This is a genomic window from Escherichia sp. E1130 (genome assembly GCF_005781065.1).
Taxonomy (GTDB): Bacteria; Pseudomonadota; Gammaproteobacteria; order Enterobacterales; family Enterobacteriaceae; genus Escherichia.
The window spans coordinates 105,514-118,002 of record NZ_VATL01000001.1; the positions used below are offsets into that span (position 1 = coordinate 105,514).

15 protein-coding genes are annotated in these 12,489 nt (G+C 49.7%); 7 read left to right on the plus strand and 8 right to left on the minus strand.

What is annotated here, in order from left to right; all coding sequences use genetic code 11:
* Positions 1-27: 27 nt before the first annotated feature.
* Together FEK66_RS00520 and FEK66_RS00525 are read left to right on the plus strand one after the other, a co-directional pair.
* On the plus strand, positions 28-333 hold the full coding sequence (locus tag FEK66_RS00520; protein WP_135495399.1) for a helix-turn-helix transcriptional regulator: 306 nt from the start codon (positions 28-30) through the stop codon (positions 331-333).
* Positions 334-399: 66 nt separating this feature from the next.
* Positions 400-1,380, plus strand: a complete 981-nt coding sequence (locus tag FEK66_RS00525) for a tyrosine-type recombinase/integrase (protein ID WP_135495400.1) — start codon at positions 400-402, stop codon at positions 1,378-1,380.
* A gap of 167 nt (positions 1,381-1,547) precedes the next feature.
* Here the strand turns inward: FEK66_RS00525 and cpxP are convergent, their stop codons facing one another.
* Positions 1,548-2,048 carry a cell-envelope stress modulator CpxP gene (gene cpxP, locus FEK66_RS00530; protein ID WP_130206850.1) on the minus strand — a complete coding sequence of 167 codons (501 nt, stop codon included), beginning with the start codon at positions 2,046-2,048 and terminating at the stop codon, positions 1,548-1,550.
* 148 nt (positions 2,049-2,196) lie between these two features.
* Here cpxP and cpxR point away from each other — a divergent pair, with 148 nt between their 5' ends.
* Together cpxR and cpxA are read left to right on the plus strand one after the other, a co-directional pair.
* The gene (gene cpxR, locus FEK66_RS00535) at positions 2,197-2,895 is read left to right on the plus strand and encodes an envelope stress response regulator transcription factor CpxR (protein ID WP_130206632.1); all 699 of its coding nucleotides are present in this window, start codon (positions 2,197-2,199) and stop codon (positions 2,893-2,895) included.
* Positions 2,892-4,265, plus strand: a complete 1,374-nt coding sequence (cpxA, locus tag FEK66_RS00540) for an envelope stress sensor histidine kinase CpxA (protein WP_000580414.1) — start codon at positions 2,892-2,894, stop codon at positions 4,263-4,265. Before cpxR ends, cpxA begins: the two co-directional genes overlap by 4 nt.
* A 214-nt stretch (positions 4,266-4,479) precedes the next feature.
* Here cpxA and yiiM read toward each other — a convergent pair whose 3' ends face one another.
* Entirely contained in the window at positions 4,480-5,154 is a 675-nt protein-coding gene (gene yiiM / locus FEK66_RS00545) for a 6-hydroxyaminopurine reductase (protein ID WP_135408541.1), read from the minus strand.
* Between the two features lie 152 nt (positions 5,155-5,306).
* On the opposite strand from yiiM, the gene FEK66_RS00550 reads away from it, so the two are divergent.
* Positions 5,307-6,197, plus strand: a complete 891-nt coding sequence (locus tag FEK66_RS00550) for a dihydrodipicolinate synthase family protein (protein WP_130206636.1) — start codon at positions 5,307-5,309, stop codon at positions 6,195-6,197.
* A 55-nt stretch (positions 6,198-6,252) separates the two neighbouring features.
* Here the strand turns inward: FEK66_RS00550 and kdgT are convergent, their stop codons facing one another.
* The 3 genes from kdgT to FEK66_RS00565 form a co-directional block, all read right to left on the minus strand.
* Positions 6,253-7,236 (minus strand): 2-keto-3-deoxygluconate transporter, encoded by a 984-nt coding sequence (gene kdgT, locus FEK66_RS00555; protein WP_135490501.1) that lies wholly within the window; start codon positions 7,234-7,236, stop codon positions 6,253-6,255.
* Between the two features lie 259 nt (positions 7,237-7,495).
* Positions 7,496-8,116, minus strand: coding sequence for a superoxide dismutase [Mn] (gene sodA / locus FEK66_RS00560; protein WP_001361705.1), 621 nt, complete (start codon positions 8,114-8,116; stop codon positions 7,496-7,498).
* A gap of 156 nt (positions 8,117-8,272) precedes the next feature.
* Positions 8,273-9,013: a MipA/OmpV family protein gene (locus tag FEK66_RS00565; protein ID WP_130206640.1), complete on the minus strand. Its 741-nt coding sequence runs from the start codon at positions 9,011-9,013 to the stop codon at positions 8,273-8,275.
* 124 nt (positions 9,014-9,137) lie between these two features.
* On the opposite strand from FEK66_RS00565, the gene FEK66_RS00570 reads away from it, so the two are divergent.
* Positions 9,138-10,112, plus strand: a complete 975-nt coding sequence (locus FEK66_RS00570) for a LysR family transcriptional regulator (protein WP_130206642.1) — start codon at positions 9,138-9,140, stop codon at positions 10,110-10,112.
* On the opposite strand, the gene FEK66_RS00575 is transcribed toward FEK66_RS00570, so the two are convergent.
* Together FEK66_RS00575 and FEK66_RS00580 are read right to left on the minus strand one after the other, a co-directional pair.
* On the minus strand, positions 10,109-11,245 hold the full coding sequence (locus FEK66_RS00575; protein WP_130259278.1) for an HlyD family secretion protein: 1,137 nt from the start codon (positions 11,243-11,245) through the stop codon (positions 10,109-10,111). The two genes, FEK66_RS00570 and FEK66_RS00575, sit on opposite strands and share 4 nt — an antisense overlap.
* A 5-nt stretch (positions 11,246-11,250) precedes the next feature.
* On the minus strand, positions 11,251-11,574 hold the full coding sequence (locus FEK66_RS00580; protein ID WP_130206646.1) for a DUF3302 domain-containing protein: 324 nt from the start codon (positions 11,572-11,574) through the stop codon (positions 11,251-11,253).
* 182 nt (positions 11,575-11,756) lie between these two features.
* Between FEK66_RS00580 and FEK66_RS00585 the strand changes: the two genes are divergently transcribed.
* Positions 11,757-12,071 (plus strand): hypothetical protein, encoded by a 315-nt coding sequence (locus FEK66_RS00585; protein WP_130206648.1) that lies wholly within the window; start codon positions 11,757-11,759, stop codon positions 12,069-12,071.
* Here FEK66_RS00585 and FEK66_RS00590 read toward each other — a convergent pair.
* Positions 12,068-12,478, minus strand: coding sequence for a type II toxin-antitoxin system HicB family antitoxin (locus tag FEK66_RS00590; protein ID WP_130206650.1), 411 nt, complete (start codon positions 12,476-12,478; stop codon positions 12,068-12,070). The two genes, FEK66_RS00585 and FEK66_RS00590, sit on opposite strands and share 4 nt — an antisense overlap.
* Between the last annotated feature and the right edge of the window lie 11 nt (positions 12,479-12,489).

Sequence of the window (12,489 nt, forward strand, 5' to 3'; positions counted from 1 at the left end):
CCCATCGAAAATGAGGATAGATCAGATATGACAAACTCGTCAAGCTTGGGCGAAAAAATTCGCCTGATTAGAGAGGCTGAGGGAGTAACAAGGACACAACTAGCTGAAATGCTGGAAATTCCTTATCCATCCATCACAAACTATGAAATGAAAGGAATACAAGTTACTGAAAAGTTTATGGTTAGCTTCACAAACCACCCAAGATTTCAGAAATACACACTTTGGCTAATGACTGGCAAAACTGCACCATCTGCGGGGCAGGTATCCCCGCCTCTCTCCCCTGATGGGCCAGGAAAAACAATGTCACGCCGATCAGGCCTCAAGGCTGGCTAAAAATCTGGTTTTTCTATGCGCTAGAACAAAAAGCGCATAACGACAACCTCACTGGAGGGCTTCGCTATGTCGATTAAGAAGCTCGAAGGTGGTCAATATGAAGTAGACGTGTACCCGCGTGGGCGTAATGGAAAACGCATCCGCAGGCGCTTCGATAAGAAGCAAGAGGCAGTACTTTTTGAGCGGTATGTTGTAGTCAATGCCGACAAAAAAGAATGGTTAGGCGCGAGCGTAGATCGCCGCACCTTAAGCGAGTTGTTAGATACCTGGTGGTTGCTGTACGGACAAACGCTGGAAAATGGTGAGATTGAAAAACGGCACCTGAGCAAAACAATCAGGGCGCTGGGAGATCCAGCAGTAAACCGTTTAAGCAAACGTACGATAGCGCAACACCGTAGCCAGCGGCTGGATGATGGGATCAGCTCCGCCACAATCAACCGTGATATGTATCGGCTATCAGGTATGTTCAGCGCGCTGATCAAACTGGATGAGTTCAGGAAGGAAAACCCCTGTAAGGGGCTGGAGCCACTGAAAGAAACGCCGCCAGCCATGACCTATCTCACAAAATCAGAGATCGGCAAATTGCTGGATACCCTGACAGGGGATGATCGACGCGTAGCGCTGCTATGTCTCAGTACGGGTGCTCGCTGGGGCGAAGGAAGTACGTTACGGGGAGAGCAGGTTAATCACGGGCGTGTGACGTTCCTCAAAACCAAAAACGGGAAAAAGCGAACGGTTCCGATATCGGAAGATCTGGAGAAAGAGATCAAGACCAGCGACACAGGGCCACTGTTCAAAGTTGATTATGAAAACTTCTGCGAACGGCTCAAAAAGGTTAAGCCCGATCTTCCACGTGGTCAGGCTACGCATGTGCTTCGGCACACGTTCGCAAGTTGGTTCATGATGAATGGGGGGAATATTATTGCGTTACAGCAGATTCTGGGGCACGCCAGCATACAGCAGACAATGGTTTATGCACACCTGGCCCCTGATTATCTGAAGCACGCAGTAACGTTAAACCCACTTGGTGGAGGGCTGACGATTTGACTACACGTTGACTACGCCAAGAAACACTGTAACCCGTTGTAGCCGCTTCTGGCGGCTGCATGGGAGACTGATTTAAAAGGATTTTTTCTAAGTACCTGATAAAAAAAACCCCGCCATCATGGCGGGGAAGACAGGGATGGTGTCTATGGCAAGGAAAACAGGGTTTACTACTGGGAACGTGAGTTGCTACTACTCAATAGCTTCAACGATGAACTTTTTTGCCATTGCGTCACGTCGCGCAACTGTTCCATTCGTTGTTGATGTTTCTTGTTTAAAACCGCTTGCTGCTCCGGCGTTAACAGGCGATACATTTGGTTGCGGACTTTTGCCATCTCAACCTGACGAGCTATTTGCTCGTTCGCCATTTTTTCTGCCTGTGCGCGCACAGCGTTTTCATCAAAATTTTCTGCGGTGACAAGGCGATGCATTGTCTCCAGTTCGCTAACATTAACAGGTGGCTGTTCGTGCCGGGCCTGTTGCATAAGATCTCGCATCTGCTGACGCTGATGTTCGGTTAAACTTATGCCGTCGAACATATGGCTCTGCGTACTGCGCTGCGTAAGTTCTTCTCCCGGATGCCAGTTATCGCCTGAACCGACTTCAGCAGCGTGGCTTAATGAACTGACTGCCAGCGTTGAGGCCATGACGGCAGCGGTAACTATGCGCATCATTTGCTCCCAAATCTTTCTGTCGCGATTCAACGATAGAGAGTTTACGATTCAGGCTGCAAACATGCGTCAGGGGGTGTAAAACAACGTAAAGTCATGGATTAGCGACGTCTGATGACGTAATTTCTGCCTCGGAGGTATTTAAACAATGAATAAAATCCTGTTAGTTGATGATGACCGAGAGCTGACATCCCTGTTAAAGGAGCTGCTCGAGATGGAAGGCTTCAACGTGATTGTTGCCCACGATGGGGAACAGGCGCTTGCTCTTCTGGACGACAGCATTGATTTACTTTTGCTTGATGTGATGATGCCGAAGAAAAATGGTATCGATACGCTGAAAGCACTTCGCCAGACACACCAGACGCCAGTCATTATGTTGACGGCTCGCGGCAGTGAACTTGATCGCGTCCTCGGCCTTGAGCTGGGTGCGGATGACTATCTCCCGAAACCGTTTAACGACCGTGAACTGGTTGCGCGTATTCGCGCGATCCTGCGCCGTTCGCACTGGAGCGAGCAACAGCAGAACAGCGATAACGGTTCGCCGACGCTGGAAGTTGACGCCTTAGTGCTGAATCCAGGCCGTCAGGAAGCCAGCTTCGACGGGCAAACACTGGAGTTAACCGGTACTGAGTTTACCCTGCTCTACCTACTGGCGCAGCATCTGGGTCAGGTGGTTTCTCGCGAGCATTTAAGCCAGGAAGTACTGGGCAAACGCCTGACGCCTTTCGACCGTGCTATCGATATGCATATTTCCAACCTGCGTCGTAAGCTGCCGGATCGTAAAGACGGTCATCCGTGGTTTAAAACATTGCGTGGTCGCGGCTATCTGATGGTTTCCGCTTCATGATAGGCAGCTTAACCGCGCGCATCTTCGCCATCTTCTGGCTGACGCTGGCGCTGGTGTTGATGCTGGTTTTGATGTTACCCAAGCTCGATTCACGCCAGATGACCGAGCTTCTGGATAGCGAACAGCGTCAGGGGCTGATGATTGAGCAGCATGTCGAAGCGGAACTGGCGAACGATCCACCCAACGATTTAATGTGGTGGCGTCGCCTGTTCCGGGCCATTGATAAGTGGGCGCCACCAGGCCAGCGTTTATTACTGGTGACCACTGAAGGCCGCGTGATCGGCGCTGAACGCAGCGAAATGCAAATCATTCGCAACTTTATTGGTCAGGCCGATAACGCCGATCATCCGCAGAAGAAAAAGTATGGTCGCGTGGAACTGGTGGGACCATTCTCCGTGCGTGATGGCGAAGATAATTACCAACTGTATCTGATTCGCCCGGCCAGCAGTTCTCAATCCGATTTCATAAACTTACTGTTTGACCGCCCGCTATTACTGCTGATTGTCACCATGCTGGTCAGTACGCCGCTGCTGTTGTGGTTGGCCTGGAGCCTGGCAAAACCGGCGCGTAAGCTGAAAAACGCTGCCGATGAAGTTGCCCAGGGGAACTTACGCCAGCATCCGGAACTGGAAGCGGGGCCACAAGAATTTCTTGCCGCAGGTGCCAGTTTTAACCAGATGGTGACCGCACTGGAACGCATGATGACCTCCCAGCAGCGCCTGCTTTCTGATATCTCTCACGAGCTGCGCACGCCGCTGACGCGTCTGCAACTGGGTACGGCGTTACTGCGTCGTCGTAGTGGTGAAAGCAAGGAACTGGAGCGTATCGAAACCGAAGCCCAGCGTCTGGACAGCATGATCAACGACCTGTTGGTGATGTCACGTAATCAGCAGAAAAACGCGCTGGTGAGCGAGACAATCAAAGCCAACCAGTTGTGGAACGAAGTGCTGGATAACGCGGCATTCGAAGCGGAACAGATGGGCAAGTCGTTTACGGTTAACTTCCCGCCAGGGCCGTGGCCGCTGTACGGCAACCCGAACGCCCTGGAAAGTGCGCTGGAAAACATTGTGCGTAATGCTCTGCGTTATTCCCATACGAAGATTGAAGTGGGCTTTGCGGTTGACAAAGACGGTATCACCATTACGGTGGACGACGATGGTCCTGGCGTTAGCCCGGAAGATCGCGAACAGATTTTCCGCCCGTTCTATCGTACAGATGAAGCGCGCGATCGTGAATCTGGCGGTACAGGTTTGGGGCTGGCGATTGTCGAAACCGCCATTCAGCAGCACCGTGGTTGGGTGAAAGCGGAAGACAGCCCGCTGGGCGGTTTACGTCTGGTGATTTGGCTGCCGCTGTATAAGCGGAGTTAAACTCCGCTTTTGTAGATCGGATAAGGCGTTTACGCCGCATCCGGCGTCTGAGCATGATGCCTGATGCGACGCTGATAGCGTCTTATCAGGCCTACTCTCTACTACGCAAAGGGCAGCATTTGTGGCCAGATAAGACGTTTACGCCGCATCCGGCATTTGAGCATGACGCCTGATGCGACGCTGGTCGCGTCTTATCAGGCCTACTCTCCGGGGGTTATTTCCCCCACAACCGCCGCGAATTATCTTCAATCTTGCCGCTAAGTCGGCGTTTCTGCATCGTCCGCGTCCAGCTTTTCGATAGCCCGGCTGCGGAAAGCAAGCGGTGATACTGCTCATCATCAAACGGCATATGCCATGCGATGGCGGCAGCCTCTTGCACGGTCACATCGCTAACGCGGGAAACCAACTCCAGCGGCGCATCAGCAGATACCAGCCCCGACGCAATCACGCTATACAGCCAGCCGACTTTACCCGTGTTTTGCATCAACTGAGCTATATCACTGATATCAAAGTGGTAATTGAGTTTGTAGCACGGAGAGCGCGGCTGGGTGACCTGAATCAACGCCTCTCCCCAGCGGAAAATATCGCCAATATAAACATTATTTTCCGTCAGACCGTCGGTTGAGAGGTTTTCACCAAACGCAGGTGCAACAAACAACTCTGCCTGTTCCGGAAATTCCCGCGCCCAGTAGAGATAATGCTCGCGAGGATAATGACACAGCGCCCTGTCCGGCCCACCGTGAATCTTTTTCTCTGCCTGTTCGTCGCCTTCCAGCCCCAGTTCTGTCAACATTAACTCGCCATCGACCTGGATTTTCGCAATTGCACTTGGACGGCTTTCCGGATAATCCCGAATGTTGCCTGTGTATACATCAACCGGATATCGCATCTGTTCCCTCTCCACCGAGAAATTTCCCCATTAGACCATATTTATTTTACGTCAGGCGCGCAAAATGAGAGCACGGTTCACATGACAAAACTGTAGACATGTTATCAATGAGATGTTTTTGAAACACCATTTCATTATGAGGAGTTTACAGCGTGGCTGATAAATCACTGTTTTCTGGCGTCTGGTGTCCTTCCATCACGCCGATGGATAAAGACGGGAATATAGACCTTAACGGATTGAAGCAGCATCTGCAGCGACTCACTGACGCTAATATCGATGTGATATTGCTAATGGGAAGCATTGGTGAGTTTGCCTCCTTCACCCTGGAAGAGAGGCTCATGCTTATTCGTGAAGCACGAGCCATGAGCAAGCTAAAAATGGTGGCCAACGTCTCATCCACATGCACACATGATGTGCTGGTTATGGCGCAAGAAGCGTATCGCGTTGGCTACGATGCGGTGATGATCCTCCCGCCTTACTACTACAGCCAAACGGCAAAGCAATTATTAAGCTATTTCCGTCACCTGGGTCGCGAATTACAGGGCAAATGGTTCGCATATAACTTCCCGGCGCGGACCGGTTGTGATTTAACCCCAGACCTGGTCGCCACACTGGCGAGTGAGTTTCCTGAGTTTGCCGGAATTAAAGATACTGTCGATTGCCAGTCACACACCCGCAGCATGATTCAGGCAACTCAGGCTGTGCGTCCTGATTTTGCGGTGCTTTCGGGGTATGACGAGTATTACATTCCTAATTTGCTGGCTGGCGGCGCGGGGATAATCTCTGGCTTAAATAACGTTATGCCAGAGCTGTTTGTCGGAGCCCGCGAAGCCTTCAAACGCGGCGACCTGGCAGCTTTACAAGATATTCAGCAACAGATTGGTACTTATATGTCCATCTACGCCATCGGTGAAGATTTTGTCACTACCATCAAGACGGTGGTATCACGTAAGTTTGGTTACTGCACAGGAGTATCGCGCAATGCCGGTGGGGAGTTAACAGAAAGCGAATGTCGGACGATTGATGAGGTATTTGTTATTTAAGGTAAAACGCCGGATGAACGTCAATTCATCCGGCGATGATATGGAATAAGAGAGGTTATTTCACCGTACCCAGAATTTCGATCTTCGCCGCTCTGGCTTTGGCTTTACGTGACCAGACAGAGGTAAGAATTGGCACCAGAATCGACGTCACAATTACCGCCGTCGCCACCAACGAAGTTGCCGCAGGCGCCATCGGTTTAAAGGCCGGGATCATTTCCGCAATCAGTACCGGCGTTGCCACCGCGGCCCCGGCAGAACTGGAGGCGGCAATTCCGGCAGTGCCATCGCCACCGCCAATCAATTTATCGGCAATAATCAACGGAATACCGGTCACGATAATCACCGCCACACCCAACAGGATCCCCAACAAACCTGTCTGGGCAATCACGGTTAAATCAATGGTATTGCCCAGCGCGAAGGCAAAGAACGGAATCAGCGTCTGCACCGCTTTGCTAAAAAACTCGCGCAATTCAGAATCAAGGTTCCCCAGCGCGAACCCCACCAGGAACGGCAACACTGCGCCAACGAAAACATGCGGTTCAAACGAAGCAATCCCAGCGGTTCCCAGAATAATCATCGTCATTAGCGGACCAGATTCCAGCGACATCAACACAAATGCCCCGGCCTCTTCTTTGGTGCCGTACTGTTGCATGATAGAGGCATACAGACCGCCGTTGGTCATGTCCATTGCCGCCACCAGCGCCAGCGTTGAAAGCCCGGCAAAAAATCCAACTTCGACACCGTGCTCAGGAATAATGCGCGAAGCAATGGCCGCAACCACCCACGCAACGGCAATTTTGGTTACCACCAGCGTACCGGATTTACGCAACACTGTTCCCGTCGCGCTTAATTTGATAGACGCCCCCATGCAGAAAAACCACACCGCCAGAATTGGCACCGTGCCAGTAATCATCCCGTTGGTGAATGATCCAAAATATTTCCCCGCCCCCGGCGAGAAAGTATGACACAGTGCGCCAAGGAACAGCGGGATGAGCATCATCCCCCCCGGGATTTTCTCTATCGTGCGTTTTATCTGCATTTCCATCACCTGTTGGCATATTTTTATAGGCTGATGCGAAGTTCCTTAACGGAGCATCAGTGTTGATGGAAACGAAGATAGACATTCATCATGGCAATAAAAGTGATCAACACCACACCAATTGAAACGTCGTTTTAATTTTATAGGATCATTGTTTTTCTTTTGAAATTGATCACAAAAAAACCACCGTTATGCACGATGGTTTGTTTTTTATGCTGACAAGAGGCGTAAACGCCTCATTGCAGCAGGCAAGATGCGATTATTTTTTCGCCGCGAAACGTGCCGCAGCTTCATCCCAGTTCACTACGTTCCAGAACTCTTTGATGTAGTCCGGACGACGGTTCTGGAATTTCAGGTAGTAAGCGTGTTCCCACACATCCAGGCCCACAATCGGGAAGCCGGAAGCGCCAGAAATGGCTTCGCCCATCAGCGGGGAGTCCTGGTTAGCAGTAGAAACCACCGCCAGTTTATCGCCTTTCAGCACCAGCCATGCCCAGCCGGAACCAAAGCGGGAAGCTGCCGCTTTTTCAAATTCTGCTTTGAAGTTATCAACGGAACCGAAATCACGTTCGATAGCCGCTTTCAGATCGCCCTGCAGGGTGGTGCCTTTTTTCAGACCTTTCCAGAACAGACTGTGGTTAGCGTGACCGCCAGCGTTGTTGCGCAGAACGGTTTTTTTGTCTGCTGGCAGCTGGTCCAGTTTGGTGATCAGCTCTTCAACCGGCAGGTTAGCGAATTCGGGCAGGCTTTCCAGCGCCGCGTTGGCGTTGTTGACGTAGGTCTGATGGTGTTTGGTGTGGTGGATTTCCATAGTCTGCTTATCGAAGTGCGGTTCCAGGGCATCGTAAGCATACGGCAGGGATGGCAGGGTATAGCTCATATTCATCTCCAGTATTGTCGGGCGGCCGATTGTTAATGCCGCGTAAGCAGTTGGTTCATTATAGTTAATTAAATGATATTGAAAATGATTATCAATGCCGTACTTTTCATAGGGGAATGCCCGAGATGATTCCGGTCAGCTTTTCTACCCAGTCAATTAAAAACGCCAACTCACGCCGGTGACAAAAGTAAAACTTTCATTACGGTCAATCATTGGGCTGTTAGTGATCTCTTCTGGCAGCTCACTGTATCCGGCACTCGCCATTAATACGACGTGTTCTCCGATGGGGTATTTTGCCGTCAGGCTGACATAAGGCACCCAGGCATCTTGCGCGGTATAACTCGCCAGACCGCTGCGACGAGACTCGCTCTCTGAAATGCCATAGTAATAGTCACTGAAATTCTCGTCATAATAGAGAACGCCAAGAGCAGGTGTCAGCGACAGGCGACCTATCTGCATTTTGTGGAATAACGATAACTCACCTACCCAACCGTTACTGTTATCCAGAACATCAGCTGCCGCAGAAGCTTTCACGGTCCCCCAACGCTCATGGTGATACCAGGCAACTCCCGCCATTGCCGTACTGTCACGCTTATCGAGTTGTTGCATAGCATGGTCGTCATTATCGGCAGGATCAAATTCCAGCGGCATCCAGGATGCAGTCAGGCTAAGTTCATTTTTTTCACTTTGCGACAGAATAAAACCCAACGTCGTCTGGCGGACATAAAAAGAATCGCCCTCATAACTGATCAGCGGAATTGCTTTGGTATTTTCATTATAACCGCGATAAGGCGATTCATTATAAACTGCGCCAGCACCAACAGATAATTCTGCGGCAGTTGCACTTGCCATAAAAGGCATAAAAAATAACGCCACAATATTGCGGTTAATTAACATGTCCGACATTCCATTTTAAATTAAGATAAAAAAGAGTCGGCATAGTAATACTTACAATTTCTCCGGTGCAAGATTCATATTTATATAGTAATATATAAAATTATATATAAATTGGACTGTTGCGATGACAAAATTACAACTCAAGTACCGGGAGTTAAAAATTATCTCGGTAATCGCTGCCAGTGAAAATATCAGCCATGCTGCCACCGTGCTTGGCATCGCGCAGGCCAATGTTAGTAAATATCTTGCTGATTTTGAATCAAAAGTTGGCTTAAAAGTCTTTGACAGAACCACACGGCAATTGATGCTGACGCCTTTTGGCACCGCGCTATTACCGTACATTAATGATATGCTCGACAGAAACGAGCAGCTTAATAATTTTATTGCAGATTATAAGCATGAGAAACGTGGTCGGGTTACCATCTACGCACCAACTGGCATTATTACCTATTTATCCAAACACGTTATCGACAAAATTAAAGATATCGGTGAAATCACCTTATCGCTAAAAACCTGCAATCTTGAGCGCAACGCCTTTTATGAAGGTGTCGAATTTCCCGATGATTGTGATGTTTTAATCAGCTATGCGCCGCCAAAAGATGAATCGCTGGTTGCCAGTTTTATTACGCAATATGCAGTAACCGCCTATGCCAGCCAAACTTATCTTGAGAAACACCCCATTAGCCGACCAGACGAACTTGAACATCACTCCTGTATTTTGATCGACTCGATGATGATCGATGACGCGAATATCTGGCGCTTCAACGTCGCCGGAAGTAAAGAAGTACGTGATTATCGTGTTAAGGGAAATTACGTCTGTGACAATACTCAGTCGGCGCTGGAGCTAGCGCGAAATCACCTGGGGATTGTGTTTGCGCCAGACAAAAGTGTGCAGAGCGACCTGCAAGACGGCACGCTGATCCCCTGCTTTCAGCAACCGTATGAATGGTGGCTGGATCTGGTGGCTATCTTCCGTAAACGGGAATACCAGCCCTGGCGGGTCCAGTATGTGTTGGACGAGATGCTGCGTGAAATTCGCCACCAGCTTGCCCAGTCGCAGCAACTGCGGCCTGAACAAGCGGCGGAAAACAAAGATTAGTGGTCGAGATAAAGGTAATGCACCCAGCTGGTCATGCGTAACAGCACTTTGCGCATAACCGAAACATGGCTGAAATGATCGGAATAGACCGCCACCTGGGCGTAAATACCGTCTGGTAATGCGCTCAAATCAGTATGCTCATCCAGCTCAATAGTCGCGATAACGCCATCAGAACCTGCTGCTGTATTTAAGGACTGTAAAGTGCCGGTCGACTGATAAGCCCCGCCGGGAACGGCTGGACTAATGGCAGCCAGCTTACCGCTGAAGACCTTACCTGGCAGGGCATTAAACACCACTTCCGCATCGTCGCCAGGAGCCAGTCGCAGCAAGGAGTTCTGGCGGAACTGCGCCACGATTTGTCGTTTCTGATCGGGTATAAACACCATTACCGGACGCAGCGGTAGCGACGCGGCATACGTTCCTGGACGAATCAGTACCTGAGTCACGTAACCGTCGCTCGGCGCACGCACTACCGTCTGCTCAAGGTTATATTTTGCTTCCGCAAGCTGCGCTTTCAGGCTGGCGATTTGAGAATGTTCCCCCAACACCAGGCTATCCAGTTGGCTCTGGATCTGTTTTTGTTCCGCCGCCGATGACTTCACTGAGGCTTCCTGCGCCAGATAGTTTTGCCGCGCCACATCGATATCCCGTTCTGAAAACGGATTTACTTTCGCCTGGCTGCCGCGTGCGTAACGCTGGTACTCTTTGGCAAATTTATCCCGTGTGGCCTTTGCCTGCTGGGTATTCGCCGCCATCTCATCTAACTCTGCCCCCAATGCCCGCTGTTTATGTTCTGCGGTGACGATATCCGCCATCAGCCGATCCACCCGCGCCTGATAACGCGTCGGATCCAGTCGAAATAGCACTTCGCCTTTTTTAATCAGCGTATTTTTCTTGTCCGTCACTTCAATTACTACACCCGTCACCTGCGGAACAACCGGAATGGAAATAACCGCTTTTTGCGCTTTAAAGGTGTATGGATGGTTATAGTTCATTAATAGAATTAAGCCGCTGACAATAAATATGCCACCCAGTGCCGCAGTAGGGATGGTCCATTTATTCACGGGAATTTTAAAAATCTTAAACATTGCCCATGCGAAAGCCACATAGGTCAAAATAATCAGTAAATCCATAAATATTACTCGGCAGAAGGAGCTTTCATGTCGGCGAGCTGTTTCTCCAGCCCGGCAATGCGCTGTTGTAGTTGCATAACGGATGAATCATGGCTTTGCATTCCCCATCCCCGCTCCGGGCGGTAAAGCGTGGCCCAAATCCACAAAAAGGGCCAGATAACGTGCAGCGTAAACAAACTCACCCAACCGGCAACATGAATGGCATCGGCATGAGGATGGTTGCGTTTTTTCGCAATCAGGTAGGGAATATCATGTAAAATAATAATCCCATAGAAGATCACCAGAAATACAAAAATAAGCACTCCCAGTGCAAAATAATCCAGGAACATATTTTCCTCAGAGAATATAAAAAAGAACAATTAACGCATATTATGAAATGCCATGATGCAGTGCAATTTCCTTATTTATATAACGACATATTGTTTTTTATATACTTTCTGAAATGTGCTGCCTGGCTTTTAAACAGGTCGAGGCTTATCATATTGAAATAATGGAACTATTGGCCAAACTAATGAATAACTCCAGTAAAACATCCACAGTACAGATTAAGCGTATTAAACCTTCAATTATCTACCGTTTATTATTGATTGGTCTCGGAACACCAATGGTGATTTACGGCCTGGTTTGCGGCGTTTTAGGCATGTTTGGCTACGATCAGGTCAGATGGAACGACACCGTAATCCACGGCCTGCTGGCCCTGCCCGCAGGAATGCTTGCAGGCCTGTCAGTCAGTGTGTTCCTCACCGTGGTGATTGGCACTATCGCTTGTTTTGGTTTGTGGTTGTACAGCCTGGTTCGCCCGCTCACCATCGAAACACGAGATTAAACTCCTGGCAAAACACGCCGGGCAGCTTCTGCCAGAAATGCACTTCTGTTGGCGTAATCAGGGTTATTGCGCACGTAGGTATCAATCTTGTTCAGTAACCTTTTCGGCATCGTAATATTGATACGTTCAGCCCGACCTTCGAACTGATTCATATTGATATCCACCAGCAACCATTGCCCGCCAATAAAGTCCTGTGCCTGCTGAGCCAGATGTTCGTCTACGGAGCCAGGAAGAGGCAACTCTTCATTCATCTCGCACAAGGTTTCAAAGTGTGCGACCAGTGCACTTCGCGCATCCTGGAAAGCGTCATCAAGCGTATCCCCGGCAAAATAACAGCCAGGAACATCAGGGAAAAAACCGCTGGCGCTACCGTCGGAATCGCTATGGATATAGGCGGGATAAAACATATTGCCTCCTG

Bases quoted from the DNA above. Each gene is read 5' to 3' on its own strand.
- FEK66_RS00520 (WP_135495399.1), top strand. From the start codon at position 28: ATGACAAACTCGTCAAGCTTGGGCGAAAAAATTCGCCTGATTAGAGAG.
- FEK66_RS00525 (WP_135495400.1), top strand. From the start codon at position 400: ATGTCGATTAAGAAGCTCGAAGGTGGTCAATATGAAGTAGACGTGTAC.
- cpxP (WP_130206850.1), bottom strand. From the start codon at position 2,048: ATGCGCATAGTTACCGCTGCCGTCATGGCCTCAACGCTGGCAGTCAGT.
- cpxR (WP_130206632.1), top strand. From the start codon at position 2,197: ATGAATAAAATCCTGTTAGTTGATGATGACCGAGAGCTGACATCCCTG.
- cpxA (WP_000580414.1), top strand. From the start codon at position 2,892: ATGATAGGCAGCTTAACCGCGCGCATCTTCGCCATCTTCTGGCTGACG.
- yiiM (WP_135408541.1), bottom strand. From the start codon at position 5,154: ATGCGATATCCGGTTGATGTATACACAGGCAACATTCGGGATTATCCG.
- kdgT (WP_135490501.1), bottom strand. From the start codon at position 7,236: ATGCAGATAAAACGCACGATAGAGAAAATCCCGGGGGGGATGATGCTC.
- sodA (WP_001361705.1), bottom strand. From the start codon at position 8,116: ATGAGCTATACCCTGCCATCCCTGCCGTATGCTTACGATGCCCTGGAA.
- FEK66_RS00565 (WP_130206640.1), bottom strand. From the start codon at position 9,013: ATGTTAATTAACCGCAATATTGTGGCGTTATTTTTTATGCCTTTTATG.
- FEK66_RS00570 (WP_130206642.1), top strand. From the start codon at position 9,138: ATGACAAAATTACAACTCAAGTACCGGGAGTTAAAAATTATCTCGGTA.
- FEK66_RS00575 (WP_130259278.1), bottom strand. From the start codon at position 11,245: ATGGATTTACTGATTATTTTGACCTATGTGGCTTTCGCATGGGCAATG.
- FEK66_RS00580 (WP_130206646.1), bottom strand. From the start codon at position 11,574: ATGTTCCTGGATTATTTTGCACTGGGAGTGCTTATTTTTGTATTTCTG.
- FEK66_RS00585 (WP_130206648.1), top strand. From the start codon at position 11,757: ATGAATAACTCCAGTAAAACATCCACAGTACAGATTAAGCGTATTAAA.
- FEK66_RS00590 (WP_130206650.1), bottom strand. From the start codon at position 12,478: ATGTTTTATCCCGCCTATATCCATAGCGATTCCGACGGTAGCGCCAGC.